This window comes from Streptomyces sp. NPDC093085, from assembly GCF_040683935.1.
Lineage (GTDB): Bacteria > Actinomycetota > Actinomycetes > Streptomycetales > Streptomycetaceae > Streptomyces.
Genome location: NZ_JBFBFB010000002.1, coordinates 134873 through 160566 on the forward strand (window position 1 = coordinate 134873; position 25694 = coordinate 160566).

A 25694-nucleotide genomic window follows, 5' to 3' on the forward strand; every position below is an offset into this window, starting at 1 on the left:
CCGCCGATGTCCGAGAGGCAGAACCGCCATGACGACCACGCCCACGCCTGTGGAGAGCGGCGCGGCCCCGAGCCTGATCGCCACCCTCCCCGGCGCCGCCTACACCGACCCCGGGGTCTTCGCGCGGGAGCAGGAGCGGATCTTCGAATCGCTCTGGTTCTGCGCGGTGCGCTCCGCCGACCTCCCCGCGCCCGGGGCCTTCAGGACCGTGACGGTCGGCCGCGAGTCGGTGCTCGTCACCCGGAACAGGAAGGGCGGGCTGCGGGCCTTCCTCAATGTCTGCCGGCACCGGGGCGCCCGGCTCTGCACCGAGGAGTCCGGTGAGGTCCGCCGCACCCTCCAGTGCCCGTACCACGCCTGGACCTATGACCTGGACGGGAAGCTGGTCGCGGCGCCGAACCTGGTGAAGATGCCGGACGTCGACCGGGTGGCGTACGGGCTGCGCTCCGTCGCCCTGCGGGAGTGGCTGGGGTACGCGTGGGTCTGCCTGGCCGAGGAGCCGCCCTCGTTCGAGGAGACGGTGATGGGGGCGGCGGTGGAGCGGCTGGGGGACGCCGCGTCCATCGAGCGCTACCGGACCGGGGAGCTGGCGCTCGGCCGGCGCGTCACCTACGACGTGCGGGCCAACTGGAAACTCATCGTCGAGAACTTCATGGAGTGCTACCACTGCGCGACCATCCACCCCGAACTCACCGAGATCCTGCCGGAGTTCGCCGAGGGATTCGCCGCCCAGTACTACGTGGGGCACGGCGCGGAGTTCGCGCCGGAGGCGCGCGGGTTCACGGTGGACGGGAGCGCGGGGCACGGCAGGCTGCCGTCGCTCGCCGAGGAGCAGGACCGGCGGTACTACGCGATCACCGTGAAGCCGACGGTCTTCGTCAACCTCGTCCCCGACCATGTGATCCTGCACCGGATGTTCCCGCTCGCGGTGGACCGTACGGTCGTGGAGTGCGACTGGCTGTACGCGCCGGAGACGGTGGCCGGGGGCGCTGACCTGAGCAAGTCGGTGGAACTCTTCCACCGGGTCAATGTCCAGGACTTCGCGGCGTGCGAGCGCACCCAGCCGGGGATGAGCTCCCGGGTCTACCGGGCGGGCGGGGTGCTCGTCCCCTCCGAACACCACATCGGGGCGTTCCACCGGTGGGTGACGGAGCGGCTGGCGTGATCCCCGTCCGCGGCGCGGGGACGGCTGCGGAGGGTACGGCTTCGGGGGTACGGGGCGGACGCGTCCCGTACCCCCTGGGGCGGGGTCACGCCGCGTCGCCGGAGGTGCCGGGCGCGGCGGTGGCGCACCCGGGGTGGCCCCAGCCGTCGGGGTTCTTGGCGATGGGCTCGCCCGCGCCGTAGGAGCGTCCGCAGCGGCAGCGGCCGGGGAACTTGGCGTTGAGGGTACGGGAGGAGCCGGACCTCGCCCCGCTCCGGCCGCCGGTCCGCGCCCCCGTACGGGATCCGGAGCCGCTGCCCGAACCGCCGCCCGAGCCGGATCCGGAGCCGGACTTCGGGGGCTTGCGGCTCGCGGCGGGCGCGGGCGGCGGTTCCGGGGAGCCCTGCTCGCTGCCCGCGTCCCGCTGGGTGACGGCGGCCTGGCTCGCGGCGCGGTCGGCGAAGTCGTTGAGGGGGTCGCCGCCGACCTGGTGGGCGGGCACGTAGCGGAACTCAACGGAGCGGCCGCCGAGCAGCGCGTCGATCCGGGCGACCAGCTCCTGGTTGGCCACCGGCTTGCCGGATGCGGTCTTCCACCCCTTGCGCTTCCAGCCGGGCAGCCAGGTGGTGACCGCCTTCATCGCGTACTGGGAGTCCATCCGGACCTCCAGCGGGACCTCCGGGTCGGTCGCGGACAGCAACCGCTCCAGCGCGGTGAGTTCCGCCACGTTGTTGGTGGCGGTGCCCAGCGCGCCCGCCTCCCAGCGGACCGGGGTCTCCTCGCCGTCGGCGACGACCCAGGCCCACCCCGCCGGCCCCGGATTTCCTTTCGACGCCCCGTCACACGCGGCGATTACGCGATCTGCCATACCCCCGATCATGCCAGGAGCCGAGGGCCCCGGACGCCACGCCCCCGAAGCCGGGGCGCGGGTCCGCCCCGTACGGAAATCACCGGCGGCCCGGCAACCTCGGCGGCGCCGGTGCCGACCGAGGGGAAACCCCCCTCGACAAAGGATGTCGCGCCGTGACCCCACTCCGGCTCCCCCACCCCGTCCGCTCCTCCGCCGCCGTCGCCGCCTCCGTCGCTCTCGCCGCCGTGCTGCTGGCCGCTGCCGGGCCCGGGGCGCCCGCTGCCACCGCCGCGCCCGCGGCCACCACCCGGACCGTCGCCGCCGACGGCTCCGGGCAGTACCGGACCGTCCAGTCGGCCGTCAACGCCTCCGCCGCCGGGGACACCATCTCGATCGCCCGGGGCACCTACCGCGAGGTCGTCAACGTCCCCGCCGCCCTCTCCGGGCTGACGATCAAGGGCGCCACCGGCAACGCGGAGGATGTCGTCATCACGTACGACAACGCCGCCGGGACCAGGAAGCCCGACGGGTCGACGTACGGCACGGCGGGCAGCGCCACCGCGACCTTCTCGGCGAACAACCTCACCGTCACGGGGGTGACCGTCCAGAACACCTGGCTGCGCGCCGAGCATCCGGAGATCACCGACACCCAGGCGGTGGCCGTCAACGCGCAGGGCGACCGGCAGCTCTTCCGCAACGACCGGTTCATCGCCCATCAGGACACCGTCCTCAACTGGGCGCCGTCCGCGACCGGCCAGTACCGGCAGTACTTCCGCAACTCCTTCATCAGCGGGGACGTCGACTTCATCTTCGGCAACGCGACCGTCGTCTACGACCGGGTCAACATCACCTTGCGCGACCGGGGCGCGGCGGCCGGCGGGAACAACGGGTATCTGGCCGCGCCCAACACCAACGCGGCGAAGAAGTACGGGATGCTCATCACCGGCTCCACGATCGGCAGTCCGGCCGCCGCCAACACCTTCTCGCTGGGCCGCCCCTGGCACCCGACCGCCGACGCCGTGGGGCAGTTGGTGATCCGGGACACCTCGCTGCCGGCGGCGGTGCGGGTGGCGGCGCCGTGGACCGACTTCGGGAGCTTCCCGTGGCGGTCGGCGCGCTTCTCGGAGTACGCGAACACCGGCCCGGGGGCGGCGGTCAACGCCAACCGTCCGCAGCTCTCGGCGGCGCAGGCGGCCGAGTACACCGCCACCGCCTATCTGGCCGGCACGGATGGCTGGAATCCGGTGAACTGATCCGGCGCGTGCCGTGGGTCACAGGCCAGGTGTTGTCGTTCGCCCCCACGCACAGGGAGTTCCTAGTAGCGTCCCGGTCCGAACCGACAGTCAGGCGAGGGGTGTTGAGGAGGCGAGCGTGACGGAGCCAGCCGATCGCACGCGGCCGGGGCAACGTACGGTGCTGGAGCCGACGCATGTGCTCCGGCGCCGCAGGCCGCGCGCGTTCACCGACTTCTCCGAACTCTTCCGCCCCGAGGACCCGGAGCCCGAGAGCCGGGAGGACGGCCGGGGCGAGGGGTGGGAGCATGTGGCGGTGGGGTCCCGGCACTCCCCGCCGCGCGGGAAACCCTCCGGGACATCATCCGGAACGTCGTCGGGGACCTCGTCGGGAACCTCCTCCGGTACGTCCTCGGGGATGCCGTCCGGTGAGCCCTGGGACCCGTTCCGGTGGCAGCCCTCCCAGGACACCACCGACACCGAGGAGTTGCCGCCCGTCCCCGGGGAGCCGAAGGCGGCCGGCCGGGAGGCTCCGGCGGGCCCTGCCCGCGACAAGCGGTTCACCGCGCTGGTCGCGGTGGCGGTCGCCGGGGCGGTGGGGTTCGGGGTGGCGCTGCTGCTGAGCTGGGGCGGCCCGGGTGGCGCCGGCGAGGCGGCGGAGCCGGGTCCCTCACCGACCGTGCGGCCCACCACGGGCGCCACCGAGCCGGTCGCCCCCACCACACCGCCGCCGGTAGCGCCGGCGGATCCGGGCGGGGCGGCGCCGGTGCTCCAGGAGGGCGACACCGGTCCCGAGGTGACGGAGTTGCAGCAGCGGCTGCTGCGCATCCCGAATGTCTACGACGGCGGCAGTGTGAACGGTACGTACGACGCCACGCTCACCGAGGCCGTCGGGCGCTTCCAGCTCTGGTACGGGATCCGGGGCGACGAGACCGGGGTCTACGGCGACGACACCCGGCGGGACCTCGAATCCCGTACCAGTTACGAGGGGTGAGCACGGACCACCGGGCCGTCCGGCCCCGCTCTGCCCCACCCGGCCCCCGGTCACACCGCGTCGGCCAGCTCCGCGATGTGTTCGGCGAGGTGCGGGTCCGGGTGCGGGACGGTGCCGAACTCCTCGTCCTCCTCGGTCGTCAGCCGCTGGACGGCCGCGCGCAGCGCGGGGCTCGGCGGGCGGCGCGGGTGGTCCGTCGCGATCTGGCGGAGTGTCATCCGGCCGCTCGGCGGGACGGTCCGGCCCGCGTCGAGGTCGGCGGCCTGGCCCGCCCAGTGCGCCGCGTCCCGCCGCTCGCCGCGCGCCAGATGGAGCAGGTGGAGGCAGTAGGCGGCGGTGGAGTTGCCCGAGCCCGCCGCGAACTGCCACCAGAACTGGGCCCCTTCGAGCCAGCCGGCCAGATTGAGCAGGCAGGCGAAGTAGAGGGCGCCGTCCGGGTCGATCCGGCGGGTGTTGGCGAGTCTGCGGAGCTGTCCGGCGGCGTCGATACGGTGCAGGGCGCGGGCCGACAGGGTGTGCAGATCGCGGCCCGCCTGGTCGTGGACGGTGGGGAAGTAGCTGCCGGGGGCCGGGGAGCCGCCCAGGGCGACGGCGTTGCGGGCGGCGGGGGTCTCGTACCGCAGCGTGTCGGCGACGATCCGGGCGATCTCCCGCTTGGAGGCGGCGAGGTCGTAGTCGGGGAACGCGTCGGGGATCACGGCGTCCTCCAGAAGGTCGTCGATGGTGCGCGGGGTCCGGGACTGCATGCCGTTCACTCCTTCTCCTGGTCGGTGGCCGGACTCTGGGGCAGGCCGAGTCGTTGGGCGATCCGCCGTTTGGCGAGGCGCCGGTGGGAGCGGACCGTGTCGCGTTCGATGCCCATGATGTCGGCGACCCGGCAGGACGGGTAGCCGAGGACATAGAGCAGGACGATCACGTCGTACTGCCGCTCGGGGAGCGCGGCTATCGCGGTGTAGAGGCCGAGGGCGGTCTCCATCACCTCGAAGCGGCAGCGCGTCGAGGCGAGCACCTCGCGCGCGGCGCGCTGGAAGGCGGCGGTCTCCACCATCTGCGGGTCGCGTCCGGTGAGGTTGAGCCGGGTCTCGACCCGGCCCTTCAGCAGGGCCCAGGCGTACGCCTCCGGGCTGGGGGTCCGGGTGACGCGGAGCCAGTTGAGGGCGAGGTGGGCGATGCAGCCCCGGACGATGTCCTCGGCGGCCCGCTTGTCGCCGAGCATCATGTAGGCGTAGTTGAGATACGACTTCACATAGAGGTCGTGGAACGCCTCCAGCGCCGGCGGCATGGTGGAGCGGATGTCGGCCAGATACTCGCCGCGGTCGTCCCGGTCGTCCGGGGAGGGGAGTTCGGTCACGGCTGGGCCTCCTCTTCTCGGGCCGCGGGCGCGAGGATCCCGTCCCTGGCCGCCGCGCGGTGGTGGTCCTCCACCAGCGCGGCGGCTCCCGCCCGTACCGCCGCCCGCAGCAGACACCGGGTCAGGTGCCGCAGATCGGGAGCGAAGACGCGCGTGGCGGTGGCGATCACCAGCAGAGCTAAGACGTCATCAGGCGTCACGGCTTGTCCTTCTTCTTCTGGACAGCGCCGTCAACCCCCGCCGGCGCCGGAGGACGTCGATGTCCTCAAGAGGCAGGATTTCCGACCAGGGCGGTCAAACGTGCAACGCGAACCCAAGAAAAAATACGGAAAGCGATGCTCCCCTTACACCCAGGCAGCTCACTCGCCCGAATGACGACCCCGCGCAACTGTACGAACACCCTCCGCCAGCGCCTCAGCCTGCACCGATGCACCCCGAGACAGAAAGGGGCGCACTCGGCGACATAGAGCCTGGCCGAAATCATACGGGCATCCTGTGGCGCAGATCACAGCATATGAGGGCGGTTCACGGGGCCGGAACGGGGCCTTCCGGTCAGCGGGGGCCTCCCGGCGCCGGGGTGAAGCCGCCCGTCACCTCGGCGCCGGTGCCGGAGGCGGTGGCCCGCACGGTGAAGCGGTCGGCCCCGGCGTCCCGCCGGCCCCCGGTGTGGTGGTACTGGCCGGCGAAGACATGCTCACCGGCCGGGACGGTCACCCCGGCGCGGAGCGTCCAGCGGTAGACGAGCCCGCCGTCCCGCGCGGTGACGGAGACGGTGACATCCCGCTCGGGCAGGGTCCGCCAGGATCCGGCGTCGGTGACCCCGCCGGTCGCCGCGACGCGCAGCTCGACGGTGAGCGAGGTCAGCGGGTGCTCGGTCCTGACGGTGATGTCGCTCTGCGCCCAGGAGGTGCCGCTGTCCGGGTCGACCGCCCCGGACGCGCGCAGAAAGCCGCTCTCCCGCGCCGGGGCCGGGGCCCCGGCCGGGCCCCGGCTCGGGGTGGGGGTGACGGGGGTGCCCGGCGGGACGGCGCCCGGGGTGCTCCGTACCTCCGGCGCCTCCGCCGGGGACGGGCGGGCCGGCTCCGGGGAGGCGGCCACCGTCCGGTGCGGGGTTGTTCCCCGCGGGGCGATCAGGGCGAGCGCGGCGACGGCGAGCGCCCCGGCGGCGGCGGCCGTCACCACGGCCCACCGTCCCCGGGCGCCGGGGCCGCGCGCGGGCCCGGGGTGCCCGGCCCCGGCGCGCTCCGCCGCCATGCCGCGCGCCACGCGGGCGCGGATGTACGCCCGGTCGGGGCGGTGCTCCCCGGCCGTCTCGCGCAGCCGCGCACGCACCTCGCCGTCGACGGCGGCATCGGCGTCGGCGTCGGCGTCGGTCATCAAGGCGTCCCTCCTCCGGTACGGTCGCCCGCCACCCCGGCGGGCACCCGGTGCCGCTCCGGGCCCGGGTCCGGGGCCGGGCCCAGCAGCCGCCGCAGCTCGGCCATGCCCCGGGAGGTCTGGCTCTTGACCGTACCGACCGAGATGCCGAGGGTGAGCGCGGTCTCCCGTTCCGAGAGGTCGAGAGCGTGGCGGAGCACCACGCAGGCCCTTTTGCGGAACGGGAGCCGGCGCAGGGCGCTCCGTACGTCGAGCACGGCCGGCACGTCGGGCCCCTCGAACCGGTCGGTGCGCTGGGACCAGAAGAGCGCGACGCGCCGGCGTTCCCGGACGGCGCCGCGGATCCGGGACTTGGCCAGATTCGCGACCACACCCCGGGCGTACGCGACGGGGTGGTCGGCGGCCCTGACCCGGTCCCAGCGGCGCCAGAGCGCGAGCAGCGCGTCCGAGGCGAGATCGTCGGCGGTGTCCGGCTCGCCGGTCAACAGGTAGGCGAGCCGGGAGAGTTCGGCGTAGTGCCGTTCGAAGAAGGCGTGGAACTCGGCGGCAGTGGTGTCGTCGGCTGTGCCCACGGGGCCGCTCCCTCTCTCGTCCCGGCGGGCCGCCGGGCCGGCCGGCTCAGCGGTGGGCGAACCAGTTCGCCGCGGGCAGCAGCCTGCTGGAGTAGTCGAAGAGCGCCTGGTTCTCCCAGGCGTTGCCCGAGGCGGGGTCCTCGGGGTCCCAGCCGCTGCCCTTCACCGCGGTCCAGGCGGGTTCCCAGTAGACGACGCCCAGGCCGCGTCCGTTCGGGACGGCCTCGACGACATTCATCACGTCCCGCAGGTTGGCGGCCTGTCCGGCGGGGGTGGCCGGGTAACCGGCGGCCAGTTGCGAGCTGTTGGCGATGACGTTCTCCAGCGCGTCGTTGTTGGCGAGGGTGCTCGCGTAGGCGGTCTCGGCGACGAGCACCGGCTTGTTGTAGCGGGCGGAGACGTCGTCCAGATTGGCCTGGAGCGCGGAGAGCGGTCCGTGCCAGTAGCTGTAGTACGACAGGGCGATCACATCGAAGGGGACCTGCCGGGCGACGGCCTGGTCGAACCACCAGCGGGTGCCGCCGTTGTCGCCGCCCTCGGCGAGGTGCAGGGCGACCTGGGTGGTGGCGGAGACGGCCTTGGCGGCCTGGGCGCCGGAGGTCAGCACCCCGGCGAGCTGGCCGAAGTTCGCGGTGGAGCCCTCGGGCCAGAGCATGCCGCCGTTGATCTCGTTGCCGATCTGGACCATGTCGGCGGTGGTGCCCTGGGCCTTGAGGGCGTCGAGGACGTCGTAGGTGTGGTTGTAGACGTCGGTACGGAGCTGGCTGTAGCCGTGCGAGGCCCAGGCGGCGGGCTTGGTCTGCTGCCCCGGGTCGGCCCAGCGGTCCGAGTAGTGGAAGTCGACGAGCACCTTGGCGCCCGCGGCCTTGGCGCGCTGGGCCATGGCGAGGACGCGCGCCTTGTTGTTGTAGCCGTCGGCCGGGTTCACCCAGACCTTGAGCCGGACATAGTTCATGCCAGCGCCGCGCAGCAGACCGAGCGCGTCGCCGCGCTGCCCGGTGGCGGTGGCGTAGGTGGCGCCGTACGCCTCGTTCTTGGGGAGGGTGGAGAGGTCGCCGCCCTTGACGGTGAGGCCGGTGGTGCCGGGGGTGAAGGTGAGGTCGTCGAAGTTGGCCCACTCCCCCGCGTGCGCGTCGGAGCGGAGGCTGACGGTGCAGGTGCCGCCGGTCACCTGGACCGAGGTGACCAGGCGTATCCAGGCGCCGTTCGGGGTGGCCGGCAGGTCCGTGCGCTGCTCGGCGCCGCCGCAGCCGCGCAGGGCGAGGTAGGCGGCGTTCTGGCCGCCGCTGGAGCGGACCTTGGCGCTGAGCGTGTACGCGCCGTTGGCCAGTCCGGTGAGGGTCTGGTACGTCTCGACCTGGTACGCCGAGGACGACCAGTGGCTCAGCCGGTAGCTCCCGCTCGCTCCGCCGCTCTCGGTGTACGAGGCGGAGTTCTGGCCGGTGGCGGAGGAGGTGCTCCAGCCGGCCGGGGTGGCGGTGCCGGTGGCGTCGGCCTCGAAGCCGGGGTTGGTGAGGGTGGCGGCGGCGTGGGCCTGGGGTGCGGGGAGCGCGGCCAGCAGCAGGGCGCCGAGCGCGGTGGCGGCGGTGGCGCCGAGCCGGGTGTGCCAGGGGCGGTGGGCACGTTGGGCGAGATGCATCGTCGATGTCCCTTCGACGGACGGACGGGCGGGTGCGGGTGCGGGTGGGGCGGTGGTGCCATGGAGCGGGTCCGCCCCGCTCGCGCGGGGCCGTACGGGCGGTACGGCCCCGGGCGGGCGGGGCGGACGGTGCGGCGCGGCGCGACGGTGGCGGTGCGGCTCAGGTGTCGCGTGCGGATGGTGCGAGGCGGTGCCCATGGGGCGTGTGGTGCGAGTGAGGCGGGTAGTGCGGGTGGTACGGATGATGCGGGGTGCGGCTCAGGTGTCGAGCTTGACCACCCGTACGGCGGTGGCGGGCACGTCCAGGCCCCCCGAGGCCCGTTCGCCGGTGAGGAGTTCGGTGCCGGGGCCCGGCAGCGGGACCTTCGCGTCGGCGCCGGTGTGGTTGATCGCGAAGAGGAAGTCGCCGCTCTCCCCGGCCCGCCGGACGACCTCGACGTCGTACGGGAGGTCGGTGCGCGGTGCGATGCCCGCGTCCTCGGCGGCGGCGCCGAGCACGGTGTCAAGAGCGGCGGTGTCCAGCCGGGTGGAGACGTACCAGGCGGTGCCCCGGCCGAGCCGGTGCCGGGTGATCGCCGGGTGTCCGGCGGCGAGCCCGTCGGCGTACCGCCAGACCGTCTCGGCGCCGCGCGGGACGACGAACTCGCTCCACAGGTCGGCGGTGAGTTCGGCGCCGTCGGCGGTGGTGATCCTGACCCGCTCGCCCGCGCCGAGCGGGGAGAACTCCTCGACGGTCAGGCCGAGGACGTCGCGGAGCGCCCCGGGGTGGGGGCCGGGGTGGACCGCGTCGTGCTCGTCGACGATGCCGGAGAAGTACGAGACGACGAGGGTGCCGCCGTTCTCGACGTACGCGCGGAGGTTCCGTCCGGTCTCCTCGGTGGCGAGGTAGAGAGCGGGCACCACGACCAGGGGGTAGGCGGAGAGGTCGGCCCCGGGGTGGGCGAAGTCCACGGTGAGGTGCCGGTCGTAGAGCGCCTCGTAGAAGGAGTCGGCGCGCTCGCGGGCGTCGTGGTCCTCGCTGGGCCGCCATTCGAGGCGCTGCGCCCACCAGGAGTGCCAGTCCCAGACGACGGCGGCGTCGGCGACGGTGCGGGTGGCGCGTACGGTGGCGAGGCTGTCCAGGTCGGCGCCGAGGCCGACGACCTCGCGCCAGACCCGGCTCTCGGTGCCGGCGTGCGGCACCATCGAGGAGTGGAACTTCTCGGCGCCGCGCCGGGACTGGCGCCACTGGAAGAAGAGCGCGCCCTCCGAGCCGCGCGCCACATGGGCGAGGCTGTTGCGGGCCATCTGTCCGGGGGCCTTGGCGGGGTTGCGGGGCTGCCAGTTGACACCGCTGGTGGAGTGTTCGAGGAGCAGCCAGGGGGCGCCGCCGGCGACGGAGCGGGTGAGGTCGGCGGCCATCGCGAGATTGACATGGGTGCGGCGGCCGTCGGTGATGAGGTAGTGGTCGTTGGTGACAAGGTCGACCTCGCGCCCCCAGGCCCAGTAGTCGACGGATTCGCACTGGCTGAGGGCGGTCATGAAGTTGGTGGTGACGGGGGTGCCGGGGGCGAGCCGGTGGAGGATGTCGCGTTCGGCGGTGAAGTTCTCGCGCAGGGTGGCGTCGGCGAAGCGCGCGTAGTCGAGCCGGTGGGCGGGGTTGCAGACGGTGGGGGTGGCCCGGGGCGGTTCGATCTCGTCGAAGGAGCCGTAGCGCTGGCCCCAGAAGGCGGTGCCCCAGGCCTCGTTGAGCGCGTCGAGGTCCTGGTAGGCGGTGCGCAGCCAGGCGCGGAAGTGGCCGGCGCAGTGGTCGCAGTAGCAGGCGCTGACGGGGACGCCGTACTCGTTGTGGACGTGCCAGAGGGCGAGCGCGGGATGGGATCCGTAGCGGCGGGCGAGCTGCTCGGTGATGGCGGCGGCGGCCGTACGGTACGCCGGGGAGCTGTGGCAGATGGCGCCCCGGGAGCCGAAGGCGTACCGGACGCCCTCGCGGCTGACCGGGAGCGCGTCCGGGTGGGCGCGGTAGAACCAGGCGGGCGGGGCGACGGTGGGGGTGCCGAGGTCGACCCGTACGCCGTTGTCGTGGAGGAGGTCGAGGACCCGGTCCAGCCAGCCGAAGTCGTACCGTCCCCGCTCCGGTTCCAGCAGGGCCCAGGAGAAGATGCCGACCGACACCAGGTTGACGCCGGCCTCGCGCATGAGGCGGACGTCCTCCTGCCAGACGGACTCCGGCCACTGCTCGGGGTTGTAGTCCCCGCCGAACGCGAGCCCCGGCAGGCCCTGGTGGGGGGCCCGGGGTGCGGAGTGCGGCATGGATTGCCTCCTGTGGTGCGGTGCGGCCGGCGAGCGGACCATGACCATCATGTGCGTCGGGTCTGGGAACGTGCACATATCGCAAGCCCCCAACAGATCCAACATAACCGCACAGGAACAACCATTGACAAGTGTCGGGGACGTTTCTCTACTGTGAACGCTCACAGAGCAGCGCCGGTCCGCCGTCCTCGGAGTCGCGGGCCTCCGCCAGGGTTCGTCAGGGGAGTAACACCATGCACTTCACGACGCGCAGACGCCTCGTGGCCACATCCCTCGCCATCGCGCTCGGCGCCACCACGCTCGCCGCGTGCGGCTCGGGTTCCGGCGACGACGACGCCCAGGGGGACGGCCCCGCCGACCTCGTCTACTGGGCCTGGGCGCCCGGCATGGACAAGGTCGCCGACCTCTGGAACACGACGGAGGGCAAGAAGACCGGCATCAAGGTCACGGTGAAGAAGCAGGCGTCCGGCGACGACCTCGTCACCAAGATCATCACCGCCGCGAAGGCGAAGAAGGCCCCCGACCTGGTGCAGGCGGAGTACCAGGCGCTCCCCACCCTCGTCAGCAACGATGTCCTCGCCGACATCTCCGGCGATGTCAAGGGCGTCGAGGCGAAGTTCGCCCCCGGCGTCTGGCAGCAGACCACCCTCGGCACCGACGCCGTCTACGCGATCCCGCAGGACTCCGGGCCGATGATGTTCTACTACCGCGCCGACCTCTTCAAGAAGTACGGCCTCACCGTCCCCACCACCTGGGACGAGTTCGCCGCCACGGCCCGCGCGGTGAAGAAGAAGGACCCCGCCGTCTCCCTGACCACCTTCTCCAGCCACGACCCGGGGCTCTTCGCCGGCCTCTCCCAGCAGGCGGGCGCCCAGTGGTGGACCACCCAGGGCGACACCTGGAAAGTGGCGATCAACGACACGGCCACCCAGAAGGTCGCGGACTTCTGGGGCGGCCTGGTCGCGGAGGGCGCCATCGACAACCAGTCGATGTACACACCGTCCTGGAACAAGGCCCTCAACACCGGCAAGCAGATCGCCTGGGTCAGCGCGGTCTGGGCGCCCGGCACCCTGACCACCGCCGCCCCGGAGACCTCGGGCAAGTGGGCGATGGCGCCGCTGCCGCAGTGGGACACCGCCAAGCCGGCCACCGGGAGCTGGGGCGGCTCCTCCACCGGAGTCACCAACGACTCGCAGCACAAGAAGGCCGCCGCCACCTTCGCCACCTGGCTGAACACGGACAGCGCCGCGCTCGCCGCGCTGGTCGAGGAGGGCGCCATCTACCCGGCCGCCACGGCCGCGCAGACCGGCGGCGCGCTGGACAGGGCCCCGGAGTACTTCGCCGACCAGAAGGACTTCTACGCCCAGGCCGCCGAGATCGCCAAGACCACCGCACCCGCCGCGTGGGGTCCCAACGTGAACGTCGCCTACGCCGCCTTCAACGACGCCTTCTCCCTCGCCGCCAAGAACAAGACGGCCTTCGGTCCGGCGCTGGCCACCATGGAGAAGGCCACCGTCGACGACATGAAGAAGCAGGGCTTCGAGGTCACCGGCCGATGAGCACCACCTCACGCCGGGCCCCCCGCCGGGGCGGCCGGGTCGGCCGGGGGGTGCGCGGCGCGCCGTACGCCTTCCTGCTCCCCGCCGTCGCCCTGTTCGCGCTCTTCTTCGCCCTGCCCATCGGGTACGCCTGCTATCTGAGCCTGCGCAAGGTCGAGGTCAAGGGTCTCGGCCTGGGCAAGGGCGCCCGCGAGGAGGTCTGGGCCGGGCTCGCCAACTACACGGCCGCGCTCTCCGACTCCGAACTGCTCACCAGCGCGCTCCGGGTCCTCGGCTACGGGGCCCTCGTCGTCCCCGCCATGCTCGGGCTGGCGCTGGTCCTCGCCCTGATGCTGGACGCCGAGCGGACCCGGCTCACCGGTTTCTCCCGGCTGTCGATCTTCCTGCCGTACGCGGTCCCCGGCGTGATCGCCGCGCTGATGTGGGGCTTCCTCTATCTGCCGGACGTCAGCCCGTTCCACTACGTACTGGAGCGGACCGGGCTGCCCCGGCCCGATCTGCTCGACGGCGGGCCGCTCTTCCTCTCCCTCGCCAACATCGCCCTGTGGGGCGGCACCGGCTTCAACATGATCGTCATCTACACATCGCTGCGCTCGATCCCCGTCGAGATCTACGAGGCGGCCCGGCTGGACGGCTGCTCGCAGCTCCAGACCGCGCTGCGGATCAAGATCCCGGTGGTGGCGCCCGCGCTGGTGCTGACGTTCTTCTTCTCCATCATCGCGACGCTCCAGGTGTTCAGCGAGCCCACCACCCTCCAGCCGCTGACCAACTCGCTCTCCACGACCTGGTCCCCGCTGATGAAGGTCTACCAGGACGCCTTCGTCAAGAACGACATCCACGCGGCGGCGGCCACCTCCGTGATCATCGCGGTGGTGACGCTCGCCCTGTCCTTCGGCTTCCTCAGAGTCGCCAACTCCCGTACGAACCAGGGAGAGAACCCGTGAACACCCTCACCGCCCGCCGTACCGCCCCCGCGGCCGGCACCACCCCGGGCACGGCCCAGGGCCCGCCGGTCCGCCGCCCCCGGCGCCGCCGGACCGCCTGGGTCCCGACGATCGCCCTGCTCGTCGGCGCGGCCTACTGTCTGCTGCCGGTGATCTGGGTCGTGATGGCCTCCACCAAGTCGGGCCGGGAACTCTTCTCCACCTTCACCTTCCTGCCCGGCACCGGGTTCACCGAGAACGTCCGGGACCTCACCGCGTACCGGGAGGGCGTCTACTGGCGGTGGATGCTCAACTCCCTCTTCTACTCCGGGGCCGGGGCGCTCCTCTCGACGGCGGTCTCCGCGCTCAGCGGGTACGCGCTCGCCGTCTACCGCTTCCGGGGACGCGAGACGATCTTCCAGATCCTCCTCGCCGGCGTCCTGATGCCGCCGGTCATCCTCGCCGTACCGCAGTATCTGCTGATGGCCGAGGCCGACCTGGCGGACAGCTATCTCTCCGTGCTGCTGCCGCTGGTCCTCTCCCCGTACGGGGTCTATCTCGCCCGGATCTACACGGCCGCCTCCGTGCCGGCCGATGTGGTGGAGGCGGGGCGGATGGACGGCGGCGGCGAGTGGCGGATCTTCCGCTCCGTGGCGCTGCCGATGATGGCGCCGGGGCTGGTGACGGTCTTCCTCTTCCAGTTCGTGGCCATCTGGAACAACTTCCTCCTCCCCTACATCATGCTCGGCGACGACCGGAAGTTCCCGCTCACGCTCGGCCTCTTCACCCTCCTCAAGCAGGGCTCCAACACCCCGGCCCTCTACACTCTGGTGATCACCGGCGCGCTGCTGGCGATCGTCCCGCTGATCGCGCTCTTCCTGGTCATCCAGCGGTTCTGGAGTCTGGACCTGCTGTCAGGGGCCGTAAAGTCCTGACGCGACCGGCACGGAACCACGAGAGAACCGCAGCTATGAGCCGCACGGCGAGAGAACCACACGTATGAGCCGCACGGGCAGCAACGACCGGCGCAAGCCGCCGACCATCCATGACGTGGCGCGGGAGGCGGGTGTCTCCCGGGGCACCGTCTCCCGGGTCCTCAACGGCGGCCACTATGTGAGCCCCGCGTCGGAGGAGGCGGTCAACGCCGCGATCCGCAAGACGGGTTACGTCGTCAACCGGCACGCCCGCAGCCTCATCACGGGCCGCTCCGACTCGGTGGCGTTCCTCCTCACCGAGCCGCAGGAGCGGTTCTTCGAGGACCCCAACTTCAATGTGCTGCTGCGGGGATGCACCCAGGCGCTCGCCGCGCACGACATCCCGCTGCTGCTGATGATCGCGGGGACGAAGGACGAACGGCGCCGGATCGCCCGGTACATCACCTCCGGCCATGTCGACGGCGTGCTGCTGGTCTCCAGCCACTCCGGTGACCGGGTCGCCGAGCAACTGCGGGCCGCCGGGGTGCCGTTGGTGGCGTGCGGGCATCCGCTCGGGCTCGGGCAGAGCTCGAAGGTGAGTTACGTCGCCGCCGACGACCGGGACGGGGCCCGGGAGATGGTCCGCCATCTGCTGCGCGGCGGGCGGCGGCGGATCGCCACGGTGACCGGACCGCTCGACACCCCCGGCGGCACGGACCGGCTGGCCGGATACCGGGAGGTGCTCGCCGAGGCCGGTATCGAGGCCGACGAACGGCTGATCGCGGCCGGCGACTACACCCGGGCGAGCGGCGAGGCCGCCGCGGCGGAACTGCTCCGCCGCGCCCCCGACCTGGACGCGGTGTTCGTCGCCTCCGACCTGATGGCGCTCGGGGTCCTCACCGCGCTCCGGGACGCCGGGCGCCGGGTCCCCGAGGATGTCGCGGTGGGCGGCTTCGACGACTCCCCCGCCGCGCTGGACTCCCGGCCCGCGCTGACCACCATCCGGCAGCCGTGGGACCGGATCAGCGCGGAGATGGTACGGGTGCTGCTCGCCCAGATCGGCGGGGAGGACACCGCCACGGTCATCCTCCCCACGGAGCTGGTACGGCGCGACTCGGCGTGAGGGCCGGGGGCCGCGCCCCTCTGAGGGCAGGTCAGCCGGTCGGGTCAGGCCGGTCAGGTCAGGCCCGTCAGGGGGTGGCCGCAGCGGGCGCAGAAGCGGGCGTCCCGCTCCCCCGCGAGGCGTCCGCACTCCGCGCAGACCCGGTCGAGGGCGCAGGCGGGCTCACCGCCCTCGGCCGGCTCGGCGGCGGGACGGGAGACGGGGGCGGGGCGTTCGGTGGCGGGCGGGGGCGCCCCGCCGATGGTCATCCCGGGGCGGCGCGGATGCGCGGTGAGATACACCAGCCCGTCCGGGCCCGCCGTCAGCGAACGGCGCGAGGTCTTCGGCAGCCACACCACCGTGTACGGGGTGAGCGGGGCGTCCCCCTCCGCCGTACCGAGCACACCGGCACCGTCCAGGACGACCAGCAGGACGTCGAGGGCGGTGTCGGTGTGTTCGGCGACGGCGGCGCCCGGTGGCAGCCGTACGGCATTGGCGTCCAGCGCCCGCCCCGGTTCGGCCAGCCGCCACAGCGCGCCCTGCCGGCCGTCGCCGCTCCGGGCGGGGTGCGCGCCGAGGGTGGCCAGGATCCGGGCGGTCGCGGGCGGCGTCATCTGCGGGGCTCCTGACGGGGGTTCGGAGGCGGCCCCGCGATCATAGGCCAGACGGGCCGAAGGACAGGCGGTGGAAGGACAGGCGGGCGGAAGGACAGGCGGTACGGGCCGGGAGCGCGCCCCGGGGCCGCTGGGCGCTACTTGGCGTAGAGCAGGGTGCCGAAGCCGGTCTGGTCGAAGCCGCCGCTGGTGGAGCCGTAGTCACCGCCGCCGCCCTCGGGACGTACGGACTCGGCCATGGCGGTGATGTACGGGACGGAGAGGCCGCGCCGCCGGGCGTAGTGGTAGTGGAGGATGTCCCACACCGGGCGTATCTGCCCCCGGCTGGCGTCGGAGATGACGGTGTGTTCCTGGCGGGCGCAGTTCTGGCCGGTGCCCCAGGAGTACGTGGTGAACGGGACGCTCTGGCCCAGGTTGTACTTGGCGACATACTGCGCGGCCTTCATGAACCGGTTGTTGTCGTAGCCGTACAGGTCGTCGCCCTGGTTCCAGGCCATCTCGCAGAACGCCCCCATCTGGCCCATGCCCATCATGGTGTGGCCCTGGTCGCGGCCGGACTCCTGCCACTGGGCGAGCCCCTCGCTCTCGTAGACGAAGGGGACGGCGTTCCTGATCGACCCGTTGCCCGCGCCGTTCTTGAAGTAGTCGACGGCCTGGTCGTACTTGGCGGCGTCGTCGTTGAGGATCCCGATCGCCAGGATCGAGTTCATGGTGCAGAGGTCCCAGTTGGCCCAGTAGTTGGTGATGCAGGCGTCGTTGTGCTCGGCGAGGAACCGGCTGTTCATCGGGTAGAAGACGTTCGCCATCAGGTCCTGGAACCGCTTCAGCTCGAACCCCGGGTAGTCGCGCATGAGTTCGGCGGTGTTGGCCCACTGGTAGCCGTAGATCCCGGCGGCCAGGTAGCGGTCGGCGTTGCCGTTCACGGCGGTGAGCGTGGCGGACCAGGCGTTGAGGATGTCGCGGGCGGTGTCACCGTGCGCGGTGGTCCCGGCGATCTTCCAGCGCAGCGCGTTCTGGTAGGCGGCGTGCAGGTCGTTGTACATCGTGCCGTAGTTCTCCCCCTCGCCGCCGCGCACGACGACCGCCAGCGGCCTGGGCGTCCAGCCGGACTGGGCGTGGGAGTTGGCGATCAGCCGGTTCCACCCGGCCAGCCAGGGGTCGTTCCCGGCGGCGACCCGCACCTTGGCGCGGTTGAGCTCACCGTACGCGTGGAGCGCGCCGGGGTGGGTGAAGGCGGCCGGGGCGGCGGAGGCGGCGGGCGGGGCGGCACTGGCGGTGGAGGCGAGGGCGCCGCCCGCGGCACCGGCGAGGGCGAGCCCTCCGGCGGCCTTGAGCAGCCCGCGGCGGCTGACGGCATGGGTGAACGTGCGGCTCATGGGGATCTCTCACTTCCGGGTGGGGGGATGGAAACCGGTACCTATGGTGTGGGGAGACGACACCGCTGTCTCCGCCCGGCGCGGAACCCGAAACTTTCGCTCCGTCAGGGCCGTCGCGCTCCGTCGGGGGCGGTCGCCCCGTCCCGGCGGTCGTGCCATGCCCCGGCCGTCGCGCTCCGTCAGGACGGTCACCCCGTCACGGAAGCCGGCCGGCCCGGTCCGGCGGTGGTGCGGTGCCGGCCCGGCCGGGCGGTGGTGCGGTGCTGGCCCGGACCACCAGGCGGGTGGGGAGGTCGGTACGGAGCGCGGCGGTCCCGTCCGCCGCCATCAGCGCGACCAGCAGCCGCAGCGCGGTACCCGCCATGTCGGAGAGCGGCCGGCGGACGGTGGTGAGCGCGGGGGCGGCCCAGCGGGACTCCGGCAGGTCGTCGCAGCCGACCACGCTCAGCTCCTCGGGGACCCGCACCCCCCGTTCCGCGGCGGCCTCGTAGACGGCGAGGGCCATCGCGTCGGAGCAGACATGGACGGCGGTCGGCGGTTCGGGAAGGGCGAGCAGGGCCAGCGCCTCGCGGCGCGCGTCGGCGGGCGCGAGGGTGGTGTGGCGCTCGTACGCGGGGTGCCGGGGCACGCCGCCCGCCGTCAGCGCGGCGCGGTGGCCCGCGGCCCTGGCGGCGGGGGCGAGCTGGTGGCGGGGGCCGCCGAGGAACGCGATCCTGCGGTGTCCGAGGGCGAGGAGATGGGCGGTCGCGGCGCGCCCGCCGGCCCGGTCGTCCGCGCCGACCCCGGCCACCCCCGGCGGCGGCGCCACCAGCGGGTCGATCAGCACGAAGGGGATACGGTGCTGCTCCAGCCAGGCGTACTGGGACGGGGTGAGCTCCGCGCGGCTGAAGAGCGCCCCGGCCGAGCCGCGCGCCGCGAGCCGGTGCAGCCTGCCCCGCCCGGGACCGTACCCCCGGGGCGTGGTGAGCCCGGCGGAGACCACGATCTCCAGGCCCGCCTCGGCCGCGGCGGCCTCGACGCCGTGCAGCACCGCGCCCGACCAGGAGCTGCCGAGGGCGGGCAGGACGAGGTCCACCAGCGAGGAGGGGTACGCGGCGCCCCCGGCCCGGGGTCTGCGGACATAACCGAGCCGGTCCAGCGCCTCGGTGACCCGGCGCCGGGTCTCGGGGGCGACGTCCTCCCGCCCGTTGACCACCTTGGAGGCGGTGGGCACCGACACCCGGGCCTCCCGGGCCACCGTCGCGAGGGTCGGCCCGGCCGGGCCACCGGTGCGCGCCATCGAACACCCCTTCACGCCGTCCCCGGACCCACCCGGATAGCAACCGGTTTCTACATTACGGCCGAGTCCAGTTGGCGGGAAGCCCCCGTCGGACCCGAGTGGGCGTACGGCGGGAACGATCACTCGCCCGAACGACTGGCGGTTTCTGAGATTTCCATGAACAACCGCGTGAGCCCGGCCGATCCGGGCACGGGCACCTGATGGACAGTTCACCTACCGACACAGCGACGCGCAGGGGCCACCCGCAGGCGACGGCGAAGGAAGGAGCGGACGGAACAGATAGAACGGACGAAACAGAAGAAACAGCGGGAACGGCGGGAGCGGCAGGACTCATCGGCACACACGCACCACAGAGATCGGCCCGAGCGGCCGGTACGCACGGAAACGGCGGTACGGCGGGCACGGGCGGCTCCGGCGGCACGGACGGTACGGCCGGAACCGGCGCGGGCACCTTGCGGACGCTCCGCCGCACCGGTCGCGGCGGCGCCCCCGCCGGCCCCGCGCTGGAGCTGATCCCGCTCCGCGTGGACGGCCGGCCCGACCGGGGAGGGTACGGCTTCCCCGGCGCGCTCCGCCGGAGCGGCCGGGTGCACGGGGTGGACGGGCTCCGGGCGCTCGCCGTGATCCTGGTCCTCGTCTACCACCTCACCCCCGACCTGCTGCCCGGCGGCGCCCTCGGGGTGGACGTCTTCTTCACCATCAGCGGGTTCGTCATCACCCGGCTGCTGCTCGCCGAGTTCGCCAGGACCGGCGATGTCGCCATGCGCTCCTTCTACTGGCGGCGCTGGCTGCGGCTGGTCCCGGCGCTGCTCGCCGTCTGCGCGTTCTGCGCCGTGCTGGCACTGACGACCAGGCTGCCCTCGTTCGACGGCGCGTGGGCGGCCATCGTGCTGGCCGCGACCTTCCTCGTCAACATCGTGCGGGCCTCCCAGCCCGACGTGTACTCCAGCGACCTCTCCCTGCTCTCGCACACCTGGTCGCTCGGCGTCGAGGAGCAGTTCTACTTCGTGTGGCCGCCGCTCCTCCTGCTGCTCCTGCGCCGCTGCCGCGCCCGTACGGTGCTGGTCTGCGCCGCCGTGGTCTGCCTCCTCCCGCTGGTGTGGCGCTCTGTGCTGTGGAACCCGACCGCGGCGCACCGTATCTACAACAGCGTGGACACCCGCGCCGACCAACTGCTGGTCGGCGCGCTCCTCGCGGTAGTCGTCGCGCTGCTCCCGGCCGGCCACCCCCGGCTGGCGGCGCTGGGCCGGTGGGCGGGGCGGCTCGCCTGGCCCGCGCTCGTCCTGCTCGGGCTGATCGTCTGGCAGGTGCCGATGACCGGCGCGACCGCCTGGACCGTGCCCTGGTACACCGCGGGGTTCCTGGTGACGGCGCTGCTCACGGCGGTGCTGGTCGCGGCGGTGGAGCTGCGCCCGGAGAGCCGGCTGAACCGTTCCCTCTCCCTGGCGCCGCTGGTGTGGACGGGCCGCCACCTCAGTTACGGCCTCTACCTCTGGCACTATCCGCTGGCCCGCCTGATGTCCGACCTGGGCCTCGCCGAGCCCTGGCGGGGCCTCGCGACCGCGGGCGCGAGCTTCCTGGCCGCGTACGCCTCGTACCGCCTGCTGGAACGCCCACTGACCGCCCGGCCGAGACGGGCCGGCCGGGGGTAGGGGCGGGCCCAGGGCCCCTGCCCGCCACCGGGTCAGGGGCCCGACCCGGTCCCGGTCAGGGGCCCGACCCGGTGGCGGTCAGGGCGTGGATGCCGTGGAGGTGGGCCCTGACGTCCTCCAGGGTCCGGCACCGGCTCGGGACCCGTGGGAGGGTCGCGGCGTCCACGGCGCGCCCCTCCTCCAGCGCGTCGGCCATCGCGGCCAGCGCCCCGGTCACCGCCCGCACCTCGGCGGCCGGCGGCCGGGGGACGCCCTGTTCGACCCGTACCGCGCAGACGGTGGCGGCCTCGACGATGCGCTCCGCGCGGACCATCACCGCCGCCCAGTCGTGGCGGTGGGTACGGCGCGGCCCCGGCAGCTCGGCGGCGGCCGTCTCCGCCACGGCGCGCGCCTCGGCGAGCGCCCGATAGGCGGCGTGCCGCAGCGCGATGCCGGAGGGGTGCGGGGCCGGGGTGGGTGCGGCGTCGGGCGCCGGCGCGGGCGCGGCGTCGGGTGCCGGGGTGCCCGTACGCGAGGCCGTGGCGGTCGCGGTGGCGGTGGCGGTCCCGTCGTCCGGGGGCGGTGTGTCCAGGACATGCCGCAGATAGCGCTCGGTGTGCCGGAGCGCCGCCGCGCAGCGGTGGCCGACCCGTATCCGGGGGTCGGTCAGGTGCGGCAGATGTCCGACGAGAAGGACCAGCGCGCAGGCCAGCGCCGTGTCGAGCAGCCGGTCGGCGGTGGCCGCGGTGTCCCCCGCCGCGTAGACGAACGACAGCACGAGCAGGGTGGCCACGGCGGTCTGGAAGGCGAAGTGGCGGGTGGCCACCGGCAGCAGCGCCCCGCCCGCGACCACCAGGGCGATCAGCCACCAGGTCCCGCCCGGGCCGCCGGCGACGGCCGACCACAGGGTGAAGAGCAGCACCCCGGCCGCCGTGCCCGCGACACGGTTGACCACCCGGGAGAAGAGCGGCCCCAGGTCGGGCTTGACCAGGAAGGCCGCGGTGATGGGCAGCCAGTACCAGTGGTCGGCGTGGAGGCTCAGGGCGACGGCGGTGGACGCGGCGACACAGAGCCCGACCCGCAGCCCGTTCTCCCGCCGCGCGGGCGCCACGAGCCTGGCCACGCGGCGCGGGAGGCCGCGGAGCGGGCGGGGGCGGCGGGCGAAGCGCGTACCGGCGTGCGGGACGACGTCATACGGGGCGGTGTCATACGCCGGTGTGCCGTACGGGGCCGGGCCGCCCTCCCCCGGCCCGCCCCGGTCGAAGGCGATCGCGGCGTCCAGCAGCGCCCGGTCGAACGCCACCCGCTGGACCGTGTCGGACGCCGGGCTCGGCAGCGCGCCCGGAGCCCCGTCCGCGCGGACGGCCGCCGCCAGCCTGCGCGGGCCCTCCGCGATCTCGCGGGGCAGCGGCCGGCCCTCCCAGAGCAGCGCGATCCCCGCCTCGCAGAGCGCCGTCGCCGCGCCGAACCGGGTGACGAGCCGGTACGCCGAGGCCGAGCCACCGCTCCCGAACGGCCACGGCAGCAGCGTCATCAGCCGTACCGACTCGTCGGCGCGCTGCTGCGCTGCGGTCAGCCTGCGCCGGGCCGCCCCGGCATCGGGGCCGCCCACCGCGCGCAGCGCGTCGGCGAGCGCGTCGAAGACGGCGGCGACGGCCTCCCGCTCACCGTCCCAGCGGGCGCTCCTTCGCCGCGCGGGGGCGCGGAGCAGGAAGCGGAGCAGCAGCAGCCAGGCGGCGCCGCCCAGGTAGCAGAGCGCGCCGGGCCAGACGGACCCGGCGGGCGGCATCCCGGCGCCGAGCGCCGCGGTGACCAGCATCTGCATCGCCGCCGACGACCACACCGGGCCCCCGACACTCAGCGCGCCGGAGAGCCACCCCAGCGCGAAGAGCGCGGGCACGGCGCTCCACCGGCCGCCGGTCGCGGCGAGCAGCGCGCCGCAGAGCAGCCCGAACGCGCCCGCGGTGGCGGGCAGCCCGATATGGACGACGCCCGTGCGACGGGTACCGGGGCGGTCGTTGAGCCCGGCGAACATCGCGCCGAGCCCCGCGAGCACACCGAGGTCCAGCCGTCCGCCCGCCACCCCGAGCGCCAGCAGCGGCCCGGCGCTCAGCGCCCCCCGCACCACAGCGGCACGCGGCACGGGCCCGGAACGCCACCCCAGCGGATGACTGAGCCAGGCGGGCACGGCACGGCGGGCGGGACGGGGAGAAGGGGGAACAGTGGTCATGGGGCTCCTGAACGACCGGTCGGGGTGAACGGGGACCGGCGGGCAGCGATGACCGCAGAGTGCCTATTTTAAGGGCTCGGGGTACGGGGCTGCGGAGCCTGTCTCGCCGACCCCGGCGGGGGCGTCCCGGAGGGCCCGGCGAGGGTGCCCAGGGTGGGACGGGGACCCGGGGCCGAAGGGAGGAACTCGCCCTGATACAAGGGATGTTCGCTCGTCGAATGGGTGGGCGGGGCCAGTTCACACGTTCCCGACACAACACGACACACCGCAGGGCCTAGGCTTCCTCCTGAGACCGTGGTCGCGGGGGCGCGGCGGCGGCCAGGACGAGAGGGCGGCACCCATGACATCCACTTCCGGCACACCGGACGGCATCGACACCACCACGGCGTACCTCCGGGCGGAACTGCCCCGGCTGGAGTCGCAGCAGCAGGCTCTGGAGCAGGAACTGGCCACGGTCACCGCGCGGTTGGAGTCGGTGCGCACCGCGCTCAACGCGCTCCAGGCGCTCGCCCCCGCCCCGGGGACACCGGACACCCCGCTGGAGGCGGAGGAAGAGGCCGGGGACGTGGTGGTCGGCGTACCGGTGGCGGAGGACCGAGGGAACGCCGCCGAGGAGGCCGCCGCGGCCCCGGAGGCCAAGCGGCGGCCGGTGAAGAAGAAGCCGGTGGCGGGCGGGGGTGCCGCGAAGGGCGCTGCCCGGAAGAAGAAGGCCCCCGCCCCCGCGGCGGGCGAGCCGGCGGGGGCCGGGCTGACCGGACAGATTCTGGCCATCCTCGACGCGGCCGGGGACACCCCGGTGCGGGCCCGCGACGTCGCCGCGGAGCTGGGGCGGGACGGGACGCCGGGGAGCATCAACGCCGTACGGAGCACGCTGGACCGGCTGGTGGGGTCCTCCCGCGCGCACCGCGCCGGGCGGGGGCTCTACCAGGCGGCCGGGCGCTGAGGGGAGGGAGAGGAAGGGGGGCGGAAGCATGTCCGAGGGAAAGCTGCTGGCCGTCAGCGACCTGCATGTCGCGTACGACGAGAACCGTGCGATCGTCGAGGAGCTGCGCCCGGACTCCGACGAGGACTGGCTGATCGTCGCGGGGGATGTCGCGGAGAAGTTCGCGGACATCACCCGTACCCTGCGGCTGCTCTCCGAGCGGTTCGCCAAGGTGGTGTGGGCGCCCGGCAACCACGAGTTGTGGACCCACCCCAAGGACCCCTGCGAACTCCGCGGCGAGGAGCGGTATCTCGGGCTGGTCGAGGCCTGCCGGGAGCTGGGGGTCGCCACGCCCGAGGACCCGTACCCGGTGTGGCAGGGCGCGGAGGGGCCGGTCGCGGTCGCTCCGCTCCTCGTGCTGTACGACTACTCGTTCCTGGCCCCCGGGGCCGGGAACATGGAGGAGTCGCTGCGGATCGCCCACGACGCGGGCATCGTCTGCACCGACGAGTACTTCCTGCACCCGGACCCCTATCCGGGGCGCGACGCGTGGTGCCGGGCGCGGGTCGCGGAGAGCGAGCGGCGGCTCTCGGCGCTCGGTCCCGACATGCGTACGGTGCTGGTCAACCACTTCCCGCTGGTACGGCACCCCACGCTGGTGCTGCGCCATCCGGAGTTCGCGCAGTGGTGCGGTACGGAGCTGACCGCCGACTGGCACACCCGGTTCCGGGCCGTCTCCGTCGTCTACGGGCATCTGCACATCCCCCGGGTCACCTGGCACGACGGGGTGCGCTTCGAGGAGGTGTCGATCGGCTATCCGCGCGAGTGGCGGCCCCGGCCGCCCCGGCCGCCCCGGCCGCCGCTCCGGCGGATCCTGCCGCTGCCCGACGACGGGGGCGTCCGGTGATCGAGGCGATCCTGCCCGAGGTGGTGGCGTGCGAGGTGGCGTACGACGACCCCGCTCCCGGGCCCGGCGAGATGGTGTACCCGGAGGAGTGGGAGCGGGTCGCGCGGGCGGTGCCCAAGCGGCAGCGGGAGTTCACCACCGTACGGCTGCTGGCCCGGCGGGCGCTGCTTCGGCTCGGCCGGCCGCCGGTACCGCTGCTGCCGAGCCCCCGGGGCGCGCCGGGGTGGCCCGACGGGGTCGTCGGGAGCATGACCCACTGCGAGGGGTACCGTGCCGCCGTGGTGGCGGGGAGCGGCGGGACCGCGGCGGTGGGGATCGACGCGGAGCCGGATGCCCCGTTGCCGGACGGGGTGCTCGATGTCGTGGCGCTGCCGGAGGAGGCCGCGTCGATCGCGTCGCTGGCCGGGAGATATCCGGGGACGAGCTGGGACCGGCTGCTCTTCAGCGCGAAGGAGAGCGTCTTCAAGGTCTGGTATCCGCTCACCGGGGCCGAACTGGACTTCTCGGAGGCGCGGATCGAGATCGACCCGGCCGGCGCCTTCCGTGCCGAACTGCTGGTGCCGGGGCCGCTGGTGGGCGGGGAGCGGGTGGCCTCGTTCACCGGGCGGTGGGCGGCGGAGCGCTCCCTGGTGGCCACCGCGATCCATCTGCCCGCGCCCCCGGAAGACGGCGGCCTGTCCGGCATGTCCCATTGATGTGAAGATCCATCAATCTTATGGTTGCCACCGGTAACGGCTGATTCCTCCTCCCGCGCTCCTCACGTGCGGGCCCGCCGCATCAGCCATG

At 73.6% G+C, this 25694-nt stretch carries 23 protein-coding genes; 11 read left to right on the plus strand and 12 right to left on the minus strand.

The window, feature by feature from the left end:
• Window positions 1–28 precede the first annotated feature (28 nt).
• On the plus strand, window positions 29–1165 hold the full coding sequence (locus tag AB0O07_RS07295; RefSeq protein WP_365628386.1) for an aromatic ring-hydroxylating dioxygenase subunit alpha: 1137 nt from the start codon (window positions 29–31) through the stop codon (window positions 1163–1165).
• A gap of 85 nt (window positions 1166–1250) precedes the next feature.
• Here AB0O07_RS07295 and AB0O07_RS07300 read toward each other — a convergent pair whose 3' ends face one another.
• Complete coding sequence (locus AB0O07_RS07300) at window positions 1251–2024, minus strand: ribonuclease H (RefSeq protein WP_365628389.1); 774 nt, start codon at window positions 2022–2024, stop codon at window positions 1251–1253.
• A 143-nt stretch (window positions 2025–2167) separates the two neighbouring features.
• Between AB0O07_RS07300 and AB0O07_RS07305 the strand changes: the two genes are divergently transcribed.
• Together AB0O07_RS07305 and AB0O07_RS07310 are read left to right on the plus strand one after the other, a co-directional pair.
• Window positions 2168–3247 carry a pectinesterase family protein gene (locus AB0O07_RS07305; protein ID WP_365628392.1) on the plus strand — a complete coding sequence of 360 codons (1080 nt, stop codon included), beginning with the start codon at window positions 2168–2170 and terminating at the stop codon, window positions 3245–3247.
• Between the two features lie 118 nt (window positions 3248–3365).
• Complete coding sequence (locus tag AB0O07_RS07310; protein ID WP_365628395.1) at window positions 3366–4220, plus strand: peptidoglycan-binding domain-containing protein; 855 nt, start codon at window positions 3366–3368, stop codon at window positions 4218–4220.
• Window positions 4221–4270: 50 nt separating this feature from the next.
• On the opposite strand, the gene AB0O07_RS07315 is transcribed toward AB0O07_RS07310, so the two are convergent.
• The 7 genes from AB0O07_RS07315 to AB0O07_RS07345 all read right to left on the minus strand — a co-directional run bounded on the left by AB0O07_RS07315 (window position 4271) and on the right by AB0O07_RS07345 (window position 11451).
• Window positions 4271–4966 carry a hypothetical protein gene (locus AB0O07_RS07315; protein WP_365628398.1) on the minus strand — a complete coding sequence of 232 codons (696 nt, stop codon included), beginning with the start codon at window positions 4964–4966 and terminating at the stop codon, window positions 4271–4273.
• Between the two features lie 5 nt (window positions 4967–4971).
• Complete coding sequence (locus AB0O07_RS07320; protein ID WP_365628400.1) at window positions 4972–5571, minus strand: sigma-70 family RNA polymerase sigma factor; 600 nt, start codon at window positions 5569–5571, stop codon at window positions 4972–4974.
• A complete protein-coding gene (locus AB0O07_RS07325; RefSeq protein ID WP_365628403.1) occupies window positions 5568–5741 on the minus strand; it encodes a hypothetical protein in 174 nt (57 codons plus the stop codon). Before AB0O07_RS07325 ends, AB0O07_RS07320 begins: the two co-directional genes overlap by 4 nt.
• 382 nt (window positions 5742–6123) lie before the next feature.
• Window positions 6124–6948 carry a hypothetical protein gene (locus AB0O07_RS07330; RefSeq protein ID WP_365628405.1) on the minus strand — a complete coding sequence of 275 codons (825 nt, stop codon included), beginning with the start codon at window positions 6946–6948 and terminating at the stop codon, window positions 6124–6126.
• The gene (locus tag AB0O07_RS07335) at window positions 6948–7520 is read right to left on the minus strand and encodes a SigE family RNA polymerase sigma factor (protein ID WP_365628407.1); all 573 of its coding nucleotides are present in this window, start codon (window positions 7518–7520) and stop codon (window positions 6948–6950) included. The genes AB0O07_RS07330 and AB0O07_RS07335 overlap by 1 nt, the downstream gene beginning before the upstream one ends.
• 46 nt (window positions 7521–7566) lie before the next feature.
• On the minus strand, window positions 7567–9357 hold the full coding sequence (locus AB0O07_RS07340) for an arabinogalactan endo-1,4-beta-galactosidase (RefSeq protein ID WP_365628410.1): 1791 nt from the start codon (window positions 9355–9357) through the stop codon (window positions 7567–7569).
• Window positions 9358–9417: 60 nt separating this feature from the next.
• On the minus strand, window positions 9418–11451 hold the full coding sequence (locus AB0O07_RS07345; protein WP_365628413.1) for a beta-galactosidase: 2034 nt from the start codon (window positions 11449–11451) through the stop codon (window positions 9418–9420).
• Window positions 11452–11684: 233 nt separating this feature from the next.
• On the opposite strand from AB0O07_RS07345, the gene AB0O07_RS07350 reads away from it, so the two are divergent.
• The 4 genes from AB0O07_RS07350 to AB0O07_RS07365 all read left to right on the plus strand — a co-directional run bounded on the left by AB0O07_RS07350 (window position 11685) and on the right by AB0O07_RS07365 (window position 15970).
• Window positions 11685–13010 carry an extracellular solute-binding protein gene (locus AB0O07_RS07350; protein ID WP_365628416.1) on the plus strand — a complete coding sequence of 442 codons (1326 nt, stop codon included), beginning with the start codon at window positions 11685–11687 and terminating at the stop codon, window positions 13008–13010.
• Entirely contained in the window at window positions 13007–13954 is a 948-nt protein-coding gene (locus AB0O07_RS07355; RefSeq protein WP_365628419.1) for a sugar ABC transporter permease, read from the plus strand. Before AB0O07_RS07350 ends, AB0O07_RS07355 begins: the two co-directional genes overlap by 4 nt.
• Complete coding sequence (locus AB0O07_RS07360; protein ID WP_365628422.1) at window positions 13951–14868, plus strand: carbohydrate ABC transporter permease; 918 nt, start codon at window positions 13951–13953, stop codon at window positions 14866–14868. Before AB0O07_RS07355 ends, AB0O07_RS07360 begins: the two co-directional genes overlap by 4 nt.
• Window positions 14869–14932: 64 nt before the next feature.
• Window positions 14933–15970 carry a LacI family DNA-binding transcriptional regulator gene (locus AB0O07_RS07365; RefSeq protein WP_365628425.1) on the plus strand — a complete coding sequence of 346 codons (1038 nt, stop codon included), beginning with the start codon at window positions 14933–14935 and terminating at the stop codon, window positions 15968–15970.
• A gap of 53 nt (window positions 15971–16023) precedes the next feature.
• Here AB0O07_RS07365 and AB0O07_RS07370 read toward each other — a convergent pair whose 3' ends face one another.
• From AB0O07_RS07370 to AB0O07_RS07380, 3 genes are all read right to left on the minus strand, one after another.
• Window positions 16024–16563 carry a hypothetical protein gene (locus AB0O07_RS07370; RefSeq protein WP_365628428.1) on the minus strand — a complete coding sequence of 180 codons (540 nt, stop codon included), beginning with the start codon at window positions 16561–16563 and terminating at the stop codon, window positions 16024–16026.
• A gap of 137 nt (window positions 16564–16700) precedes the next feature.
• On the minus strand, window positions 16701–17939 hold the full coding sequence (locus AB0O07_RS07375; RefSeq protein WP_365628431.1) for an alginate lyase family protein: 1239 nt from the start codon (window positions 17937–17939) through the stop codon (window positions 16701–16703).
• A 196-nt stretch (window positions 17940–18135) separates the two neighbouring features.
• Window positions 18136–19218 carry a LacI family DNA-binding transcriptional regulator gene (locus AB0O07_RS07380; protein ID WP_365628434.1) on the minus strand — a complete coding sequence of 361 codons (1083 nt, stop codon included), beginning with the start codon at window positions 19216–19218 and terminating at the stop codon, window positions 18136–18138.
• A gap of 452 nt (window positions 19219–19670) precedes the next feature.
• Between AB0O07_RS07380 and AB0O07_RS07385 the strand changes: the two genes are divergently transcribed.
• Window positions 19671–20870: an acyltransferase gene (locus tag AB0O07_RS07385; protein WP_365628437.1), complete on the plus strand. Its 1200-nt coding sequence runs from the start codon at window positions 19671–19673 to the stop codon at window positions 20868–20870.
• Window positions 20871–20925: 55 nt separating this feature from the next.
• On the opposite strand, the gene AB0O07_RS07390 is transcribed toward AB0O07_RS07385, so the two are convergent.
• The gene (locus AB0O07_RS07390) at window positions 20926–23079 is read right to left on the minus strand and encodes an FUSC family protein (protein WP_365628440.1); all 2154 of its coding nucleotides are present in this window, start codon (window positions 23077–23079) and stop codon (window positions 20926–20928) included.
• Between the two features lie 340 nt (window positions 23080–23419).
• On the opposite strand from AB0O07_RS07390, the gene AB0O07_RS07395 reads away from it, so the two are divergent.
• From AB0O07_RS07395 to AB0O07_RS07405, 3 genes are read left to right on the plus strand one after another with little or no spacing between them, the layout of a single operon-like run.
• Window positions 23420–24022, plus strand: a complete 603-nt coding sequence (locus AB0O07_RS07395) for a hypothetical protein (RefSeq protein WP_365628443.1) — start codon at window positions 23420–23422, stop codon at window positions 24020–24022.
• 28 nt (window positions 24023–24050) lie between these two features.
• A complete protein-coding gene (locus AB0O07_RS07400; protein ID WP_365628446.1) occupies window positions 24051–24908 on the plus strand; it encodes a metallophosphoesterase in 858 nt (285 codons plus the stop codon).
• The gene (locus AB0O07_RS07405) at window positions 24905–25603 is read left to right on the plus strand and encodes a 4'-phosphopantetheinyl transferase superfamily protein (RefSeq protein ID WP_365628449.1); all 699 of its coding nucleotides are present in this window, start codon (window positions 24905–24907) and stop codon (window positions 25601–25603) included. Before AB0O07_RS07400 ends, AB0O07_RS07405 begins: the two co-directional genes overlap by 4 nt.
• Window positions 25604–25694: the final 91 nt, after the last annotated feature.